The organism is Geomonas agri, from assembly GCF_020179605.1.
In the GTDB taxonomy this organism is placed as follows: domain Bacteria; phylum Desulfobacterota; class Desulfuromonadia; order Geobacterales; family Geobacteraceae; genus Geomonas; species Geomonas agri.
Window position 1 is genome coordinate 102645 of the sequence record NZ_JAINZO010000002.1, and the last position, 19303, is coordinate 121947.

The 19303-nt window shown below is 62.6% G+C and carries 19 protein-coding genes; 3 read left to right on the plus strand and 16 right to left on the minus strand.

Going from position 1 to position 19303, the window contains the following annotated elements; translation table 11 throughout:
• Positions 1-86 precede the first annotated feature (86 nt).
• Genes K7R21_RS11875 through K7R21_RS11890 form a run of 4 tightly spaced genes read right to left on the minus strand, consistent with a single transcriptional unit; the run spans position 87 to position 3029 of the window.
• Positions 87-911 (minus strand): metal ABC transporter permease, encoded by an 825-nt coding sequence (locus tag K7R21_RS11875; protein ID WP_224983533.1) that lies wholly within the window; start codon positions 909-911, stop codon positions 87-89.
• 11 nt (positions 912-922) lie between these two features.
• Positions 923-1675, minus strand: coding sequence for a metal ABC transporter ATP-binding protein (locus K7R21_RS11880; RefSeq protein ID WP_224983534.1), 753 nt, complete (start codon positions 1673-1675; stop codon positions 923-925).
• Positions 1672-2598: a metal ABC transporter substrate-binding protein gene (locus K7R21_RS11885; RefSeq protein ID WP_224983535.1), complete on the minus strand. Its 927-nt coding sequence runs from the start codon at positions 2596-2598 to the stop codon at positions 1672-1674. Before K7R21_RS11885 ends, K7R21_RS11880 begins: the two co-directional genes overlap by 4 nt.
• The gene (locus tag K7R21_RS11890) at positions 2595-3029 is read right to left on the minus strand and encodes a Fur family transcriptional regulator (protein ID WP_224983536.1); all 435 of its coding nucleotides are present in this window, start codon (positions 3027-3029) and stop codon (positions 2595-2597) included. The genes K7R21_RS11885 and K7R21_RS11890 overlap by 4 nt, the downstream gene beginning before the upstream one ends.
• A gap of 298 nt (positions 3030-3327) precedes the next feature.
• On the opposite strand from K7R21_RS11890, the gene K7R21_RS11895 reads away from it, so the two are divergent.
• Positions 3328-4062 (plus strand): PilZ-like domain-containing protein, encoded by a 735-nt coding sequence (locus K7R21_RS11895; RefSeq protein ID WP_224983537.1) that lies wholly within the window; start codon positions 3328-3330, stop codon positions 4060-4062.
• 134 nt (positions 4063-4196) lie between these two features.
• On the opposite strand, the gene cobD is transcribed toward K7R21_RS11895, so the two are convergent.
• From cobD to K7R21_RS11955, 12 genes are all read right to left on the minus strand, one after another.
• On the minus strand, positions 4197-5276 hold the full coding sequence (gene cobD / locus K7R21_RS11900) for a threonine-phosphate decarboxylase CobD (protein WP_224983538.1): 1080 nt from the start codon (positions 5274-5276) through the stop codon (positions 4197-4199).
• A 98-nt stretch (positions 5277-5374) separates the two neighbouring features.
• On the minus strand, positions 5375-6337 hold the full coding sequence (gene cbiB / locus K7R21_RS11905) for an adenosylcobinamide-phosphate synthase CbiB (protein WP_224983539.1): 963 nt from the start codon (positions 6335-6337) through the stop codon (positions 5375-5377).
• Positions 6334-8661, minus strand: a complete 2328-nt coding sequence (locus K7R21_RS11910; protein ID WP_224983540.1) for a cobyric acid synthase — start codon at positions 8659-8661, stop codon at positions 6334-6336. Before K7R21_RS11910 ends, cbiB begins: the two co-directional genes overlap by 4 nt.
• A gap of 167 nt (positions 8662-8828) precedes the next feature.
• Entirely contained in the window at positions 8829-9881 is a 1053-nt protein-coding gene (locus tag K7R21_RS11915; RefSeq protein WP_224983541.1) for a cobalt-precorrin 5A hydrolase, read from the minus strand.
• Between the two features lie 204 nt (positions 9882-10085).
• The gene (cobM, locus tag K7R21_RS11920) at positions 10086-10871 is read right to left on the minus strand and encodes a precorrin-4 C(11)-methyltransferase (protein WP_224983542.1); all 786 of its coding nucleotides are present in this window, start codon (positions 10869-10871) and stop codon (positions 10086-10088) included.
• Positions 10872-11019: 148 nt separating this feature from the next.
• Entirely contained in the window at positions 11020-11730 is a 711-nt protein-coding gene (gene cobI, locus K7R21_RS11925; protein WP_224983543.1) for a precorrin-2 C(20)-methyltransferase, read from the minus strand.
• A complete protein-coding gene (gene cbiE, locus K7R21_RS11930; RefSeq protein ID WP_224983544.1) occupies positions 11730-12947 on the minus strand; it encodes a precorrin-6y C5,15-methyltransferase (decarboxylating) subunit CbiE in 1218 nt (405 codons plus the stop codon). Before cbiE ends, cobI begins: the two co-directional genes overlap by 1 nt.
• Before the next feature lie 119 nt (positions 12948-13066).
• The gene (locus K7R21_RS11935; protein ID WP_224983545.1) at positions 13067-14137 is read right to left on the minus strand and encodes a cobalt-precorrin-5B (C(1))-methyltransferase; all 1071 of its coding nucleotides are present in this window, start codon (positions 14135-14137) and stop codon (positions 13067-13069) included.
• Between the two features lie 72 nt (positions 14138-14209).
• Positions 14210-14863, minus strand: coding sequence for a precorrin-8X methylmutase (locus K7R21_RS11940; RefSeq protein WP_224983546.1), 654 nt, complete (start codon positions 14861-14863; stop codon positions 14210-14212).
• On the minus strand, positions 14863-15246 hold the full coding sequence (locus K7R21_RS11945) for a sirohydrochlorin chelatase (RefSeq protein WP_224983547.1): 384 nt from the start codon (positions 15244-15246) through the stop codon (positions 14863-14865). Before K7R21_RS11945 ends, K7R21_RS11940 begins: the two co-directional genes overlap by 1 nt.
• Positions 15247-15350: 104 nt before the next feature.
• The gene (locus tag K7R21_RS11950; RefSeq protein WP_224983548.1) at positions 15351-16655 is read right to left on the minus strand and encodes a M16 family metallopeptidase; all 1305 of its coding nucleotides are present in this window, start codon (positions 16653-16655) and stop codon (positions 15351-15353) included.
• A 14-nt stretch (positions 16656-16669) separates the two neighbouring features.
• Positions 16670-17119: a YqaA family protein gene (locus tag K7R21_RS11955; protein ID WP_224983549.1), complete on the minus strand. Its 450-nt coding sequence runs from the start codon at positions 17117-17119 to the stop codon at positions 16670-16672.
• Positions 17120-17516: 397 nt separating this feature from the next.
• Between K7R21_RS11955 and aroF the strand changes: the two genes are divergently transcribed.
• Both aroF and K7R21_RS11965 read left to right on the plus strand, forming a co-directional pair.
• A complete protein-coding gene (gene aroF, locus K7R21_RS11960) occupies positions 17517-18536 on the plus strand; it encodes a 3-deoxy-7-phosphoheptulonate synthase (protein ID WP_224983550.1) in 1020 nt (339 codons plus the stop codon).
• A 234-nt stretch (positions 18537-18770) separates the two neighbouring features.
• Positions 18771-19271, plus strand: a complete 501-nt coding sequence (locus K7R21_RS11965) for a hypothetical protein (RefSeq protein WP_224983551.1) — start codon at positions 18771-18773, stop codon at positions 19269-19271.
• Positions 19272-19303: the final 32 nt, after the last annotated feature.

Here is a 19303-nt window from a genome sequence, read left to right on the forward strand (position 1 = left end):
CAGGTTATGGCGGAAAATTCCGCCATTGCCCTTATCGGCGGTGCTCCCGGAAAGTTAACCGGGGAGGTAAAAAAACTGGGCAGGCCTCAGTGGTGACGCAGCAGGGTACGGGCGGCGAAGGCGCAGAGAAAGACCGCGAAGTTGATCAGCACGATGGTGGCGCCGGTGGGGAGGTTCATTACGAAGGAGAAAGAGATGCCGCAGATGACGGTTGCAACGCCGATCCCGGCCGCGGACACGATAGCGGTCTTGAACCCCTTGGCAATCTGAAGGGCCGAGACGGCCGGTAGGATGAGGAGCGCCGAGATCAGCATGATGCCCACCACCTTCATGGCCAGCACCACGGTCAGGGCGGTCAAGAGCACCAGCACCGTGTTGATGCGGTCCGTGTTGAGACCGGAACTCTTGGCCAGTTCCTCGTCGAAGGTGCTGGCGAAGAGCTCGTTGTAGAACATGACCACGCCGGCGATGACGATGAAGAAGAGTACTGCTGCGATGGCGAGCTCGCTGGAACTGATGGAAAGGATGTTGCCGAAGAGGTAGCTGAAGAGGTCGACGTTGAAGCCGCCGGCGACGCTGGCCAGGAGGACACCGGTCGCAATGCCGATGGCAGATACCATGCCGATGGCGGCGTCGCCGTAGATCCTCGCCTTCTGGGCAAGCTTGAGGATGCCCATGGCCGAAGCAAGCACCACCGGGATGATGGAGAGGGTCATGTAGACCGAGTGCAGCCGGAAAAAGAGCGCGAGCGCTACGCTGCCGAAGGTGACGTGGGCCAGGCCGTCGCCGATCAGCGAAAGCCTGCGCAGCACCAGGAACACCCCGAGTACCGAGCAGAGGATAGCGATCAGCGACCCGCCGATAAGTGCCCTCTGCATGAAGCCGTAGCTGAGCATCTCGTTCAGATTCATTTCAAAAACCTCTAGTGCCTATGGCAAACCAGGTGCTGGCCGTGCTCGCCGAAGAACCCGGTCATTTCGGTGGAGTTGCAGAAGTCGTCGAAGCTGCCGTAGAAGACCACCTTCTTGTCCAGGTACAAGAGGTGCGAAGCGTACTTGCCGATGGTGGCCGTGTCGTGGGTGACCAGGAGCACGGTGCACCGCTTCTCCCGGTTCATCTCGAAGATGAGCTTGTAGAAACTATCCCTGGTCTCCGGGTCGAGCGCCGTAGTCGGCTCGTCCATGACCAGCAGCGCCGGGTCGTTCACCAGCGCCCGCGCCAAGAGCACCCGCTGCCGAAGCCCCCCGGACAACTCGCCGATCATGGCCCCCCTGATGTGGGAGATCCCCATCCACTCCATGGTCCGCTCCACGGCCCGGGCGTCATCGCGGTTGAAGCGCCGCGGGAACTTCTTCGCCGAGAGCCGTCCCAGGCGGATCACCTCGTCCACCGTAGCCGGGAAGTGCGGGTTGAAGAACTGCAGCCCCTGCGGCAGGTAGCCGATCCTGTGCCAGTCGCGGAAGGAGGCCTGCGGAGTCCCCAAGAGGGACACCTCGCCCGAGGTCGGTGCCAGGAGCTGCAGGATGATCTTGATCATGGTGCTCTTGCCCGACCCGTTGGGACCGCAGATCCCGACGTAGTCGCCGGCGTTCACGCTGAAGCTGATGTCCTGCAGCACCTCGGTGCCATGGTAGCCGGCGCAGAGGTTGCGCACGCTGAGAGCTATGTCGTTCATTGCAGTCCCGTCTTCAGGTTGCGGAGATTTTCTTCCATGAGGGAGATGAAGGTGACGCCGCGCTGCAGGTCGTCCCTGGTGACGTTGTGCCCCGCGCGCAGCATGAGTACCTTGGCGCCGGTCTCCCGGGCGATGGTCTCGGCGATCCGCGGGCTCAGCAGTTCCTCGGTATAAACGTAGTTCAGATGCTCGCGACGCATCACCTGCACCAGTTCAGCTAGCTTGGTCGGGGTGGGCTCGGCATCGGCATTCACCGCCGAGGCGGAGATGTATTTCAGACCGTAACGCCTGGCGAGATAGCCGAACGCGTAGTGGCCGCCGTGCAGCAGCACCTTCTTGGGGCACTGGGCCAGGGTCTCCTTGTAGCGCTGGTCCAGTTCGGCCAGTTGCTGATCCAGTTTGGCCGCGTTCTGCTGGTAGAAAGCCTTGTTGGCGGCATCGCGCACGATGTAGGCTGCCAGGATGTTCCTAGCGATGGTACGGGCGTTGTCGAAATCCAGCCAGATGTGGGGATCCACCCCGGTCCCTTCGTGGGCGTCATGCTCCCCGCGATGCTGGTCCGACACCGGCCCCTGCATCAGCGGGATACCTTTTCCCCCCTCGACCACCTCGACCTTGCCGCGGTCCAAGCCGGAGATGATGTTGGCCGCCCAGGGCTCCATGGCAGCGTTGGTGTAGATGAAGAGGTCGGCACGGTTCACCCGGACCACGTCCTCAGGGCGCGGCTCGAAGGAGTGCGGTTCGACGCCCGGCGGGAGCAGCAGACTGACGGTGGCCCGGTCGCCGCCGATGGTCCTCGCGAAGTCGTAGAGCGGGAACAGGGTCGCCACCACCTGGAGTTTCCCGTCGGATTGCTGCTTTTCTTTGCTACACCCCGGCGTCACCAAGAGCAGCGCCAGCAGTAAGGCCATAAGCCATTTCATTGTTTGTCCCCGTTGTCGGCGCAGCCGCCGCACAATCCGTTTAACTGCAGGATATGGGAGAGCACCTTGCCCCCGTTGCGCTTGGACACCTCCTGCTCCAACGCATCGATGCCGCAAGCCGGGATGTCCTCGACCTTGCGGCATGAGAGGCAGACGAAGTGGTGATGGTGCTCCCGGTTGCTGCAGAAATAGTAGTAAAGCTGGCGGTTAGGGTGGATCACCTTGGAAAGGACGCCGCTTTGGGCGAGTTCCTCCAGGTTGCGGTACACCGTGGGAAGACCCAGCCGGTCGAAGCGATCCTTCAGCCTCTTCCACAGTTCCTCGGGGCTCGCGTATCCCGGTTCCGCCTCGAGCATCTCGAGGATCGCCAGCCTTTTCGGCGTCGCCTTCATGCCGGCGGTCTTCAAGGCCGTTGCGTGACGCTGGTCCATACCCGCCTCTAAATAGAAATGATTTCGTTTTAGGATAGCCAGCATGGTCTTCTTGTCAAGAAAAATATTGTAATTAAAAGACACTTTGCGTTAAGATTCCAGCGCTTCCAGTGATATGGCACAACATTTCCGGTCTTTGGCGGAGTAACCGGCGCCAGGATTAGAGGGCCTGAAGGGGGTACCCTCGTTAGATCGGTTAGTTGGACGTCCCATTGTCGTGGTGGGGATCGTTGGCGTTTGTATTGCATCTGTAAACAGCTGTTGCTATGCAGTTATTTTATTTGGTGGGCGGCGTCACATGCAAAACGGAACCTACAACTATAAGGACTACTTTCAGCCCGGCCAGAAAGCGCGGGTCGAAGTGGCGTTATCAGGGGACACGGTTTTCAATGACGGCGCGATAGTCACCGAGATAAACGACACCGAGGTCCGCCTGAGGCTGTCCCGCGAGAAACTCCCCGAAGGAGTGTTCCTGCGCCCCGAAGCGCCGCTGGTAGTCCGGGTCGGCGTAGGTGGCAACAGCTATCGCTGCAAGGCCGTGGTGCTCGACGACCAGGGCGAAGAAGACCTCCGCATCGCCTTCACCGACCGGGTGACCCCCGAGGACCAGAGGGAATACTTCCGCCTCGGCACCGACATCCCCGTCATCCTGTTCAATGTGACCGCGGGGACCGCCGAGGAAAGCGGCACCGCCGGGTTGCGGGTGGCGACGCAGAGCAGCCTGCCGCGGGTCGTCAACATCAGCGGCGGCGGGTTACGCACCGAGACGGAGATGGAGATGACGCGCGATGACATTGTCTATGCCACCTTCCATCTGCCGTTGCCCGAACCGAAAGTAGTGCCGGTGGTCGCCCAGGTTATGCACTGTGAGAAGATCGACAGGGGCGACGGCGTGGTCCACAGCGCCGGCCTGCGGTTCATGCACATCAACGAGCGGGATCGCGACGCCATAGTCCGTTTCGTCTGCAACGAAGAGATCAAGCGTATCAGGCTGTGCCGTAAGGATTTCTACTCCCTATCCAACGCTTCGTAATCGCTGATAAGACAGCGATAATTTGTGTAATGCCGCAACTGACAAGGCCAACCGGGCATCCGGTTGGCCTTTTTTTATTCTTTGCGAAGGGGAGACAGAGGGGATTTGCCTTCCCACCACTCCAGGCACCGCCCCTATCCCAACTCCGCCGCCAGCGCCCGCACTAGCAGGTCATTTTCCTCCTTGAGCCGCACCGCGACCCTGAAGAAGCTGACATCGAGTCCCTGGAAATTGCCGCAGTCCCTGATCAGTATCCCCTTCGCGAGCAGCGCCTCGCGCAACTGCCTCGCGCTCACCCCCTGACGCAGTATCCGCACCAGCAGGTAATTTGCCCGCCCCGGGAACACCTGCAGTCCCGGGATCCCCGCAAGGGCGGTAGCGAGGCGTGCACGCTGCTCATCGATGTAGCTTCTGGTACGGCGGCAGTAATCATCATCCGCCAGCGAAGCCACCCCGGCCACCTGCGCCGCGGTGTTGACGTTCCAGGGATCCTGCTGCGCGACTATCTGCGCCACGGTCTCCACAGCTGCTATAGCGTAACCCAGGCGCAATCCGGGAATGCCGAAGAATTTGGTCATGGAGCGGAGCAGGACCGCACGCGGGTTGCCACGCACCAAGTGCTTCGCCGACTCCTCCTCGCAAAAATCGATGAAGGCCTCGTCGAGCACCAGGAAGGTGCCGCTCTCCCGGCAGATATCGATCACCCCGGTGAGATCCCGCAGCGGCAGCAGGTTCCCCGCCGGATTGCCCGGATTGCAGAGAAAAAGCATGTCGTAGCCGGCGGCTAGCTTTTGACCGAGTGCAATCGTATCGAGGGCGAAATCGTCGGCAGACGACAGGGTGTAGTAGTCGATCTCCCACCCTGCCCGCTCCAGGGCCAGGGCGTATTCCGCAAAGGCAGGCGCGACCACCAGCGCCTTTTTGCCAGGGAAGGTGCGCGGCAGCAGGTGTATCAGCTCGGTCGAGCCATTGGCGACGGCGATCTCGGCGGATCCGATCCCGTGATACTCCGCCAGCGCCTGTTTCAGCTCGGTGGCGCCTTTATCCGGGTAATGGAGTAAACGGTCCACGCTTGCATTCAGCGCCTCGCGCACCCCCGGAGCCATACCCAGCGGGTTGATGCTGGCGGAAAAGTCGATGATGCGCTCCGGTGCTAGCCCGAGGTTCCTGGCCACGGCAAAAACGTTGCCGCCATGTTCATGTGGGATTGCCATAGGCTTACCTTTTTTCCGAGCTCCCGCTGTTCTTATTGCTCGCTGCAAATCCTTCCCCGCCCCCGGAGAGGAAGGGTCAGGGAGGGGGGAGGCAGCATTCAGAAACTTCCTGCTATTGCCAAAACTGAAAGCCAGCCCGCCACCAGCAGCGCCTCGCTGCCATACATCAACCGTACGACACCCGCGTACGTCGCCTGAGAGAGCGGCTGTAGCGGATCACCAATGGTGGGTTTCGCCACGATCCTGCCAAAATAACGGTTCGCCCCACCCAGCCTGACGCCGAGCGCTCCGGCGGCCGCCGCTTCGGGAAAGCCGCTGTTGGGGGAGGAATGGTTCCTGCCGTCCCGGCGCAGGATCCGCCAGGCACCGCCGCCGCTCAACCCGCAAAGCGGAGCCGCCAGCACCATGAGTAGCCCGGTCAGCCGCGCCGGGATATAGTTGGCGACGTCGTCGAAGCGGGCCGAAGCCCAACCGAATTCGAGGTACCGGTCGTTCTTGTAACCCACCATCGAGTCGAGGGTGTTAACCGCCTTGTAGGCGATGGCCAGCGCGGGGCCGCCCAGCACCAGGTAAAAAAGCGGCGCGATGACGCCGTCGCCGGTATTCTCAGCCACCGTCTCCACCGCTCCCCGGATGATCTCCGGCTCGTCCAGGTCCGTGGTCTCGCGGCCGACGATGTAGGACAGCGCCACCCTGGCGGCGGGAAGATCGCCTTTCTGCAGCGCCCGCACCACCTTGGCCGACTCCAGGTGCAGCGAGCGCGCCGCCAGCGAAACCCAGGCGAGGTAGAGGCTGACGACAAAGCACGCTGCCGGGGCAAGCTGGAAAGCGGCATATATGAGCGACGCCGCCAGCGCATAACTGACGCCAACGGTGATAACCAGCAGGGCAACGCCCGCCACGCGCGCATTCGGGATCAAGCGGCGCAGGGGACCTTCCAGCGACGAGATCAACTCGCCGATACCGATCACCGGGTGCGGCAAGGCGCGCGGGTCACCCAGGACCAGGTCCAGCAGCACCGCTCCGAGCACTACCGCGACGGGGGACTCTGCGACTGTCATCTGCCGTGCGAGATGCCGCAGATCTGGAAGATCCGCTCCAGGTCGAGGTGCTTTTCCATGTGCACGGCGAGTTCATCGAACGGGTCGGGCGCGAGCGCTGCTTCCGCCCGCTCCGGGATCCCCTTGTGTCGCCTGATCCGGTTCAGGAACCCGGTCCGGAAAGCGTTGTTGTCGAAGATACCGTGCAGGTAGGTTCCGAAAACCCTGCCGTCGGCGGAAACCGCACCATCCTCCAGGTCGGTCCCGGCCCCGGAACGGCTGCTGATCCGCGCGAACGGGCTCGCACCGCTGCCGAGCACGCTTTCGCCCATGTGGATCTCGTACCCGGCCACAGCTGCGCTGCATCCCGGCGCTACCCCCTGCCCTGCCGGCAGCAGTTCCCCCACGGCCTGGTGCGTCTGCTTCTCCTTTAGCATGGTGGTCACCACGTCCAGAAGTCCGAGCCCCTTAGTGCTTTCCATGCTGGATTCCACGCGGTCCGGATCGTTCACCGTCGCGCCGAGCATCTGGTAGCCGCCGCAGATGCCAACCACCGGCCCCTGGTAGCGGCACAGGGCATCGGCGATCCCCTGCTCCCTGATGGCGACGAGGTCGGCGATAGTCGACTTGGTCCCCGGGATGATGACGAGGTCCATGGTCTCCACCAGCCACGGCGAGTGAATGTAGTAGACGTCCACGTCGGGCTCTGCCTCGAGGACGGAAAAGTCGGTGTAGTTGGAGATGCGCGGCAACCTCACCACGCCCACGCGCAGTTTCTCAGCCGACGCCACCCCAGTGGGGGCCGCCGGCTTCTTCTGCAAGGCAACGCTGTCCTCTTCGGGAAGCGCAAGCCCTTTGAACCACGGAAGCACCCCCAGGACCGGCACGCCAGTGCGCCGCTCGACGTACTCGATGCCCGAGTCGAGCAGCGATACGTCACCGCGAAACTTGTTGATGATGACGCCCTTCACCAGCGCCTTCTCTTCCGGCGTGAGCAATTCCAGGGTGCCCACTATCTGGGCGAAGACACCGCCGCGGTCGATGTCCGCCACCAGGATCACCGGTGCACCGGCCATGGCCGCCACTTTGAGGTTGGCAATGTCGTGCTCGCGCAGGTTGATCTCGGCGATGCTCCCGGCGCCCTCCATGACGATGAAAGAGTAGCGCTCGCGCAGCCGCTGGAAACTTTCCCTCACCTTCAGGAATGCCTCAGGCTTGTAGGCGTTGTACTCCTTGACGCCCATGTTGCGCACCACCTTACCCTGAACGATTACCTGGCTGCCGGTATCGGAGTTGGGCTTTAGCAGGATCGGGTTCATGTCGGTGTGGGGCGGGATGCCGCACGCCTCGGCCTGCACGCCCTGGGCACGCCCGATCTCGCCACCCTCCGGGGTAACCGCCGAGTTAAGCGCCATATTCTGGGACTTGAAGGGAGCGACCGTGAGACCGTGGCGTTTGAGAATGCGGCAGAAACCAGCCGTGAGTACCGATTTCCCCACGTCCGACCCGGTTCCGCAGAACATGAGCGCATGCGGATCGCTACTGGGGGTATCGTTACTCGCTCCGGCGCTCCGCTTTCTACGGTTGGGATTCTGGCTGTCACCTCGGGTGGCGTAACCGCGCGGGGTCACAATCCTGCCGTCCTTGCAGAGCCGGGTCGAGGCGTTGCCGATGATGACGATGGAGAACATGTCGATGGGGTGGTTCAGCATCTCCCCCAGCGTGGTGATGATGCGCTCCTCGCCGTCCCGGCAGGCGTTACGGACGATGCCGACCGGCACCTGCGGGCCGCGCGCCGCGATCAGGATGGCGGCAGCCTCCTCGATCTGCGTGGTGCGCCCCTTGCTGCGCGGGTTGTACAGCGCCACCACGAAATCAGCCTCGGCGGCAGCCCTGAGGCGTTGGCGGATCTTGTCGATCGGGGTCAGCAGATCGGAAAGGGATATGACGGCGAAGTCGTGCATGAGTGGCGCGCCGAGTACCGAAGCCGCGGCCTGCACCGCCGAGACACCGGGGACCACCACAACTTCCACATCAGAGGGGGCGTCCGGCTCGTCGGCCAGTTCCAGCGCCAAGCCCGCCATGCCGTAGATCCCGGCGTCGCCGCTGGAAACCAGGGCAACGGTCTTGCCCGTGGCGGCGATGGTCAGGGCCTGGGAGCAGCGCTCCACCTCGCGCATCATGCCCGAAGAGTAAAGGATCTTACCGGCAAGGAGCGGCTGGATGAAATCAAGGTAGGCCTGGTAGCCGACAATGACATCGGCGTCCTCGATCGCCTGGCGCGCCTCGAAGGTCATGTGGTTCAGCCCACCGGGGCCGATGCCTACTACGTAAAGCTTGGACATTAAGCAGAAACCTCTATCTGGATTACGGTTTTGCACATCGACTGCCGCACCTGTTCTCCCTCCCCCGGAGGGGGAGGGTCGGGGAGGGGGCGCTCAGCGGCTGGTTGATGCGACTTCCCCCCTCCCAGCCTCCCCCCTCCGGGGGGAGGAGTGGTGGGATGAAGGTGCTACATAGTTGTTACCTGCGCAACAGCAAGGGTGACGTTGCCGTCCTTCACCTTGTGCAGCAGCAGTTTGCCTCCCGCGGCGGCCAAGAGCGCGGCCGGTTCGGCAACCCCGCGCGCCCCTATGGCAGCGAAAGCATGCTCCGACGGCGGCGAGGGAACGCTGACGCCGTTCAACTCGTCGCTGCGGAAGAAGATCACTGGGATACCCTTGTCACTGGCATAGGCCAACAACCCTTCTTCATCAGCCTTCGCCTCTGCGCTCGCCAGGCACTTGATGCTCCGCTCGGACAGGGAGAGCTGCGCCAGGTGACGGGTGACCACCGACTCGATCTCGTCGGCAGTAGTGCCCCGGTTGCAGCCGATACCGAGGCAAAGATCGACCGGCCGCAGTACCAAGGTCCGCTCCAGGTTGAATCCGGCCGGCACAAGCCTGTTGGTCACCAGGACCACGCCCTTGGCGCCGCTTTGGGCCGCCAGTTCGCAGTCATCCACGAACAGGAGATTTCCCTTCCCGCCGCAGTACTCCGCCACCTTCCCGGTCGGGTCGACCACTGCGATCTGCTTGCCCTCCAGGAGCAGTGCGTTGAGCACCTTTACCCGGGACAGGTCGTCGATGCGCCAGCCGTTTTCCTGTGCCAGCATGTCGAAGGAAGGGAGGTCGTTGACGTCGGTCGCGGTGGTAATCACCGCGGTGGCGCCGGCAAGGTCGGCGCACTGCGTGGCAAGCGCGTTGGCGCCCCCGAGATGGCCTGAGAGGAGGGAGATAGCGAAGCGCCCGGCATCGTCCATAACCACCACGGCCGGGTCCTTATCTTTGCCCTGCAGCAGCGTCGCAATGGAGCGGACCACGATGCCGGTGGCCATGATGCAGACGAAACCCTCGAACTCCGGCCACAACCGCGCCAAGAGTGCCGGTACACGTTCCGAGAAAGGCACCCCGTCGCACGACGCGTGTTTGTCGAGGACGAAGAGCGTGCCCTGCGGCAGGCCGCGCTTGAGCGTCGCCCCCAACTTGGCGCCGTTGGCGGTTATGGCTATGATGGCAACACGCATAGAGTTGGTTCTTCTCCCGCCGCAGCCGTGGGGACTGGTCTCATCGGGGCACCGCCCTCACCCGGCCTTCGGCCACCCTCTCCCGAGGGGCGAGGGTAAATCCCAGTGTCTCCCCCCACTCCCCCCACTCCCCCCATTCCCCCCTCTCCCTCCGGGAGAGGGTCGGGGTGAGGGCCAGGGGTAACGCAGAACCTGTAACAGCTGCTAGGTGACGATCCCTTCCCGGCACCCGTGGCTGAACCCCTTGTCGTAGAGGAGCGACTTCGCCTTCATCCCCTCGCTGCGCGCCCGCAGCACGTCGCCGACCACGATGAGCGCCTGCTTCCCGATGCCCGCGTCACGGACCTTGGCGGCGATATCCGCCAGCGTCCCGGTCAGCACCTGCTCGTCGGCCCAGGAAGCCTTGGCCACCACGGCGACCGGCGTGTCCTCCTGGTAGGCGCCGGAGAGGAGTTCCTGCACCACCTTCTCGATCATGGAGATGGAAAGGTAGATCACCAAGGTAGCGCCGATCTGGGCGATGTTGCCCAACTGCTCCCGTTCGGGTACGGGCGTCCGCCCGGCCAGGCGCGTGATCACCACGGTCTGAGAGACCTCTGGAAGGGTCAGTTCCTGTTTCAGGGTGGCCGCGGCGGCGAAGGCGCTGGTCACGCCAGGAACCACCTCGTAGCCGATGCCGACCTTGTCAAGTTCCTCCATCTGCTCCTGGATGGCGCCGTAGATAGACGGGTCGCCGGTGTGCAGCCGCACCGCGACCTGCCCCGCCAGCACAGCCTCGACCAGCACCTTGGTGGTCTGTTCCAGGTCCATCCCCGCGGAGTCGTAGACCCGCGCATCCGGTGCATAGGTGAGCACCAGCTCGCGGTCGACGAGGCTGCCGGCATAAACGACGACATCCGCCTCACCCAGGAGGCGCGCCCCCTTCACGGTGATCAGTTCGACGTCTCCGGGACCGGCGCCGACAAAATGGACTATCTTCTCATGGGACATCGGAAAACCTTTCGATGAAATTCCAGCGTTCCCTCCCCCGGAGGGGGAGGGACAGGGAGGGGGTTCTTTTCCTTAGCACGTGCCCCATCCCATCCTTCCCCCTCCGGGGGGAGGGACTGCGGACGGTAGGTCGGCATTCGGTGCAAAACTAAAGCGGGTTCTTCCTCACGATCAGCATGGAGAGGTAATCGAGCTTCTGCCCCACCAGGGACTCAAGATCGTGATGCACCTCTTCCTCCGCCGAACCGACCCGGCGTACGAAGACGCCTCTCTTTTCCCGCCCCAGTTCCTTGAGCGCGGCATAGACGGAGTCAAAGACCCGGTTCACCTTCATGAGCACAACGGTGTCGAACTCCTCCAGGGTGCGCTTCAGCTCGTCCTTTTCGTAGGTGGCGGGGAGGATGGCGATACGCTCGGCCCCAAGCCCAAGCGGCAGGCCGGAGATGGCGGAGGAGGCGAGGATGCTGGAGATGCCCGGCACCACTTCTATCTTGATCTCGGGGTACTTGGCGAGGAAGATCCTGTGGATGTAGAGGTAGGTGGAATAAAGAAACGGGTCGCCGATGGTGACGAAGGCGACGTCCTTGCCGGCGGCAATGCGCTGCGCCACCTGGTCCGCGGCCTCCTCCCAGAACGGGTCGAGCCCCTGCTGGTCTTTCACCATGGGAAACAGTTGGATCAGCACTTCCTGGCGACTGCGGTCGATGAACTGCTCGACGATGGAGAGGGCGTAGCTCCCCCCTTCGGCCGCACCGGTAGGGGCGCAGATGACATCCACGCTCCGCAAGATCCGCTCCGCCTTCCTGGTCAACAGTTCCGGATCGCCCGGCCCCACCCCTACCGCGTAGACAACCGCCACTACTCCTCCCCTTTCCAGGCGGCGATTACGTACACCGGGTTGTGGGCAGCGAACATCTTGTAATCGGTAAGGCTGCGGGTCTTGGAAATGTTGACGCAGGTGACCTCGACGGTGTAGCCGTGATCTTCCAGGAATTCCACCGACTTGGTCAGGGTGTCCAGGGTCACCGCGTTGAGGACGATGAAACCGTCGGGTTTGAGGCGCTTGTCCACCGCCTCGATGATCTCCTCGAGCATGCCACCGGAGCCACCGATGAAGACGCGGTCCGGATCGGGCAGATCCTCCAGCCCTTCCGGAGCGAAGGCCTCGGCCACGGTCACGTTGCGGGCCACGAACTTCTTCAGGTTTTCCTTGAGGTAGGTCAGGTACTGCGGATTCTTCTCCAGGGCGAAGATGCGGCCGTTGGGCATCAGGTTGCCCGCTTCGATCGAGACCGAACCGCTGCCGGCGCCGATGTCCCACATCACCAGGTCGTCCTGCAGTTGCAGTTTGCCCAGGGTTATGGCGCGCACCTCTTCCTTGGTGATCAGCTTCTTGGCGGTGGCAAACTCGTCGTCACGGATGCCGATCACCGGGTAGTTCTCGAGGTTCGGCTCCCAGGTCTTGATCAGGATGAGGATGTTGAGCGGCGAGCACTTGAAGTCGACCAGTCCGCGGACGTCGGTCTTGGTGAACTTTTCCGTGGCAAGTCCCAGGTCCTCGCAGACCCAGGCCTCGTACCCCTCGGCACCGCGGTGGATCAACTCCCGGGCCAGGACAGCGGGGGTGTTGACGCTGTCGGTGAGGATGGCGATCTTCTCGGAGGCGACGATGCGGTCCAGTGCCGGCTTGATCCCCCTGCCGTGCACGGACACGAAGGTGGCGTCGTCCCACGGCTCTTTGATGCGGGCGAAGGCGTACTGCACGCTGGTCACGTTGGGGTAGATCTCGATGCGCTCTTTGGGGAGGTTTCTGAGCAGGAAGCGCGCGACGCCGAAGAAGTTGGGGTCGCCGGAACCGAGGACCACGGTTTTCTTCTCCGTGTTCTTCAGGTGCTCCAGCATGATGGAGAGGTCTTCGAGGAGGCGTTTCTCCCCCTTAAAGTCGGGGAAGATGTCCAGCAGTCGCTTGTGGCCGATGAGAACCTCGGCGCTGTCGATCACCTCGAGTGCCTGTTTGCCGAAGCCTTCCCATCCCTCGATGCCCGCGCCGACGAGGTAAATCTTTTGTTCCGCCATGCCCCCCTCCTTTCCATCAAAACATAATCAACTGTCATCTCCCTCCCCCTCTCCCTCCGGGAGAGGGCTGGGGTGAGGGCGCTGCAATAGGTAACCCTCTCCCCACGGAGAGGAATCGGTTACCGGTCGAAGTAAAGCATCTCTCCCTGGTAGCCCGCCAGGAACACCCGCACCTTCAGATAGGGCGCCAGTTCGGCGCAGACGTCAGCCACCTTGTCGCAGACCAGCTTGATCAGCGCCTTGTCGAAGCCTGACTCCTCCAGCAACTGCCGCGCCGTATTCGCTTCACGGGCCAGCGTTGCCAAGTGTGCCGTAGCGCGGTTTTCCGCAAGCCAGGACGCCACCGTCACCAGGTCCAGCTCCGAAGAAGTAACGTGGGTCTGCTCGTGGCCGCAGGCGATCTTCACCAGCTTGGCGAACTGCCCCGCCACCACCACCTCGGGAACGCCTTTCCTGGCGCAGCTCTGCAGCGAGTAGCCGAAGTGGTCGCCCATCATGACGAACGATTCATCGGTCAGCTTCAGGATCCGCTGCACCGCCATTTCCGAACTGCGTCCCGTGGAGAGCACCACGGTCCTGGAGCCGCAGGCCAGCGCCACGTCAATGGATGTGTCCACGGTATCGGTCCAGGCCCTGGTGGATATCGGCTTCACGATTCCCGAAGTCCCCAGGATGGAGAGCCCACCGATGATGCCCAGTCGCTCGTTGAGCGTCTTCTTGGCCAGTTCCTCGCCGTTGGGGATGCTGATGGTAAAGGTGAGGGTGGCCGGAACGCAGCGGACGGCGAAGACTTCCTTCACCACCTCGAGGATCATGCTGCGCGGCACGGGGTTGATGGCCCACTCGCCCACCGGGACCGCCAGCCCCGGCTTGGTCACCTTGCCGATGCCGGTGCCTCCCTGGATCACGATGCGGTTCTTGGTGAACATGTCCACCTGGGCGGTGACGTGGATTTGGGCGCCGTTGGTCACGTCCGGATCGTCACCGGCGTCCTTGACCACGTAGCAGGAAGCGGTGTTGTCGCGCAGCACGCCACCCTCGATGCGAAAGCGCGCCCCCTTGCCGCAGGGGAGCGTCAGTTGCACCTCGTCGACCAGCAACTGGTCGCGCAGCATCTGGGCAGCCCCTTTAACGGCGGCAGCGGCACAGGCACCGGTGGTGAAGCCGTATCTGAGTTCTTTCCCGCTCATACTTCATCCCATGTGAAGAACACAAAAAATAGCATGTAAAGACCGGCCGGGACGGGCTCCGGCATTAAAAACCTAGTTGCCAGGCTCAGCACCGACCGCCTGGATGAGTATTGCATTCATCACCGCGGCCGCAACGTTGGAGCCACCCTTGCGCCCGATGTTGGTGACGAACTGCAGTTCCGGATATTCCCGCGCCAGTTCACGCAGGGCATCCTTGCTCTCGGCTGCGCCGACGAAACCGACCGGCAGCGCCACGATGAGCCTCGGGCGCACCCCTTCTTCGCGGATCAGCCGGATCAATTCGAAGAGGGCCGTGGGAGCATTGCCAATGACGAAGATGCCGTTAGCCGTGTCCCGTGCCGCTTTACGCATGGCCAGGATGGAGCGGGTTACCCCCTGTTCCTTGGCCTCCCTGGCCACCTGCGGGTCCGCAACGAAGCACGAGAGCTGCGCGCCGAACCTGGAGAGCCGCTCCTTGTTCATGCCGGAGATGATCATGGTAGTATCGGTCACGACGCCCATTCCGGCGCGGAGCGCCTCAATGCCGTCAGTCACCGCCCGTTCCGTGATTACCATGCTGCGGGCGTAATCGAAATCAGCGCTGGTATGGATGGCGCGGCGGACCAGCGGCCACTGCTGCGCGTTCCAGTTGTGCGGCCCCAGTTCCTCCTCAATGATGCGGAACGATTCCGCCTCGATCTCCTCGGGGCGCAGGTGCACCGACATCAGTGCCACCTCTGCTCGGTAAGGCTCTCCGCAACGCGCTCGACAACGATCTCGGCCAGCTTGTCGTGTACGCCCAGGTGTTTGCCGAGTACCATCTCCACGCCGGGGTGACGGTGCTTCGCCTCCTCCAGTTCCTCGGGGAGGTCCTCCAGGACGTGGGCGCCCATGTACAGGAAGTAGGGAACGAGCAGGATTCGCTCCGCCCCCTGCGCCACGCAAGCATCGACACCCTGTTGGATATTGGGAAGGTGCTGTTCGCGGAAGGAGACCTCGACGATCTCGAACTGCGTCATTTTCTTCACCCGTTTAGCGATCTCGTGTACCGCGTCATTCGCCTCGGCGATCCTGCTGCCGTGAGCCATCAAGAGTAATGCTGTCTTCATATCTGCTCCATTGAAATGCGTAAAGCCATGTAACGCAAAGCCGCAGAGTCGCAAAATCCTTTTTTAGCAGAAACTGCTCTTCTTTGCGGTTTGGCATCTTTGCGTTAACGATTGGTCTCTGCCCAGCCCTTCTGGTACTCCCGTACCAGCTTCTCCACCGCGCGCTTGGCGGGCGCCTTCCAGGGGCCTACGGCAGCGAGGACCAGGTTCTTCGGGGCGAACAGTGCGTGGGCCATGTGCTTCAACTCCTCCGCGCGGACCGCGGCCGCCTCGGCACGATCCTCCTCGATGGTCCTCACCAGGGACATCAACTCGCCCCAGCCGTAGCGGACCTGCATCTCGTAGGTGGAATCGGCGCTGTACTCGAGATCGTAGAAGTATCCTTCCTTGACCCGCGCCAACTCCGCCTCCCCGACCTCCTCGAACGCCAGACTCTTGACCTCGCGCAACACCTCGGCGACGGCCAGCACCAGATTCTCCGGCGCGGTGGACAGTTCGATGGCGAAGGCGCCGGTCTCCTCGTAGGCCGACAGGGACGCGTCCACGGAGTAGACGATGCCGAGCTTCTCCCGCAGCGACAGGTGCAGTCGAGAACTCCCACCGCCGGAAAGGATGCGTCGCATCAGCCGCAGCCCCATGAGGCGCTGATCCTGGCGGGCAAAACCGCGGAAGGCAATCTGCAGGTTCACCTGGCTGTCCGAGTCCTTGACGAACACGGCGCGCGGTTCCTGCTGCACCTGGTTGGCCGGCAGGGGCGGAATGGCGCTGCCGCCGTTCCAACCGGCGAAGAACTGCTCGCACGCCGCGAAGAACTGCTCCGAGTTGTGCCGTCCCGCGGCGACGATGAGCGCGTTGCCGGGAACGTAGTGATCGGCGAGATAGCGGCGCAGGTCTTCCTCGGTGATCCCCTTTATGCTGTCGAGATACCCGATGGTGGGAGTGCCCAGCGGATGGTCGGGCCACAGGAGCTTGCTGCAGAGGTTACTGGTGTTGGTCTCCTCGCCGCGCTCGTTGATGTCCTCCAGCGCCTCCTCGGTGATGATCCGCTTCTCTATCTCCAGCCCTTCCAGGGTCGGGGTCAACAACATCGAGGAAAAGAGACGTATCCCCTCGGCGATCTGGTCCGGGTGCACCCGGGAGAAGTAGCAGGTGGTCTCCTCGTCGGTCGCCGCGTTGACGCTGCCGCCGATGGCCTCGAAGGCGATCTCAAGTTCCAGGTTGGAAGCGAATTCGCTGGAGCCGCGGAAGAGCATGTGCTCCAGGAAGTGGGAGATACCGGCCTTACCGGTGGTGTCGTTGCGGCCTCCCGCCTTTATGTAGATGGCAATCTCCGCGCTGTGCAGGTGCGGCATCTCGACGGAAACGAGGCGCAGCCCGTTGGGGAGAACCTTCTTGGTACAGCTGAGCATCAAACCTCCGTACTTCAGAGTGCCGCCCCTTTCAGGGTGAGCCAGGCGACCGCCGCGTAACGCGCCAGCTTGCCGGTCAGAACCAGGAGGGAAAAGCGGATGAAACCGACCTGCAGCACGCCGCCGACCAGGCAAAGCGGGTCGCCGATCACCGGCAGGAAGCTGAACAGAAGCGACAACGATCCGAAGCGTTCGTAGAAGCGCTCCGCCTTCATCGTCGTCTCCTCGTCCATGCGCAGCACCCGGCGCCGCAGGAAATCGCCACCGTAGAGGCCGATCCAGTAGGTGCTAAGTGCTCCCAGGTAGTTGCCGGCGGTGGCGATCAGGACCACGGAGACGGGATTTTGCCCCCCGATCAACATCGCCACGACCAGCCACTCCGAGCCAAGCGGCAGCAGGGTGGCGGCCAGGAAACTCAGCAGAAACAGGGAGTAAAACCCGTAATTGACCAGCCACTCGTGCATTCCGGTCAAATTAGCGGAAAGGGTGCAGATTGTCAAACAACATTGAATTAATTCGGGTCTAAGTGAGTGCGCTACAGAGGGGGTGTCAGAGCGGCACGGCAGTGGCAACTTTTTTGTTGACATTGGCGGCGGCGAGTGGCATTAACGCTGTCATGATCAACACCGGCTACTTTACCTTTACTAACTTTTACTTTTGGTACGGCTTTTATTTTAGGCCGTCGCCCCGGGTAGAGGTGTAATTTAGGTAGCAGGTACTAAATTCCGAACCGAAGCTGGGGTGGCAGGACTCTCCTCCCCCTTATGGTTCGCGAAGCTGATTTACCAGAACATTCATACAAAGGGCCGGGGGAGCAATCCTCCGGCCTTTTCGCTTTCGGGGACCAAAAGGAGCGTGAGTATGATCGTGGTAATGAAGGCAGGAGCGGCGAAGAAGGAACGGGACGCAGTCACCAAGAGGATCAAGGAACTGGGCTACACGCCGCACATCATCCGCGGCACCACCCGCGACGTGATCGGCGCGGTCGGCGACGAGCGGGGCAAGAGCGTGCTACAGACGCTCGAGTCGATGCAGGGCGTGGAGAGCGTGGTCCCCATCCTGCAGCCGTACAAGCTGGCCTCCAAGGAAGTAAAGAAAGAGCCGAGCGTCGTGCGCATCTCGGACACCCTCGCCATCGGCGGCAAGGAACTGGTGGTCATGGCCGGCCCCTGTTCGGTGGAGAATGAAGAGCAAATCATCGAATCGGCCCACGCCGTCAAGGCAGCCGGCGCCCAGATGCTCCGGGGCGGCGCCTTCAAACCCCGAACCTCCCCCTACTCCTTCCAGGGCCTTGAGGAAGAAGGCTTGAAACTCCTCGCCAAGGCCCGCGACCTGACCGGCCTCCCCTTCGTCACCGAGGTCATCGACCCGGAATCCGTCGACCTGGTAGCCTCCTACTCCGACATGCTCCAAATCGGCGCCCGCAACGCACAGAACTTCGCCTTGTTGAAGAAGGTGGGCCAGATCAACAAGCCGATCCTGTTGAAGCGCGGCATGTCCATGACTATCCAGGAATTCTTGATGAGCGCCGAGTACATCATGAGCGAGGGGAACCAGTCCGTGATCCTGTGCGAGCGCGGCATCAGGACCTTCGAGACCGCCACCAGGAACACCCTCGACCTCTCCGCCATTCCGGTCCTCAAGAACAAGACCCATCTCCCCGTGGTGATCGACCCGTCCCACGGCACCGGCAACTACCACTACATCGCGCCGATGTCCTACGCTGCGGTTGCCGCCGGCGCCGACGGTCTCATCATCGAGGTGCATCCCGATCCGGAGAAAGCATCGTCGGATGGCCCGCAGTCGCTGAAGCCGAAGAAGTTCCAGGCACTGATGGACCGCCTGAAGCTGTTCGCGGAAGCGGCAGAGAAGACGCTTTAAAGGCAGGGGCCAGGGACTGGGGGCTAGGGGGATGGGGGACTTAATTTCCCCTCCCCCGGAGGGGGAGGGCCAGGGAGGGGGCGCGTAGCGACTCATCCAGGCAATCCCCCCTCCCAACCTCCCCCCTCCGGGGGAAGGAGCGTCGGTGAGGCTCCTCCGGCTTATGAGAGCTACTGGCGACACATGCATTTTAAGGTATGCTCTCCGGGTACTTACCACTGGAGGAGGTGCCCCATGTCTATCCTGCGACCGTTGCTGATCCTGATGTTCGTCCTTGCCATCGCCGCCCCCTCCGAGGGTGCCCGGCGCGGCGCGCCCGCACGCGACACCTCCCCCGCCAGCGAACAGGAGGTGCTCAAGGATTTCGAAACCATCCTTGACCTCTGGCGCGACGGCAGGTTCGACGACCTCTACCAGCACACCAACGGCGGCAAGGACGGCCGGGAGAAGTTCGCCAACCGGCTCGCCTCCGCGCCACGCAAACCCGCCTGCTGCTGGGAGAAGATCCAGGACGCCAGGGTCTCGCTGAAAAGTGGCAAGAGCGCGGTAGTGCAGGCACGGCTTGGCTTCGAGGCCAGTACGCCCGGCACCGAATTCGTCACCAAGACGATCCATTTGAAGAAAGAGGGGCCGACGTGGACGGTCTCGCAGTCGGACCTTTACTCGCTCGCCGATCTCTCCACCCATAAACGCAGGTATAAGTACCTCCCCATCCAGCCCCAGAAGCAACATTAAGAGTCCGCTTGACCCATGCCAACCCTTCCGGT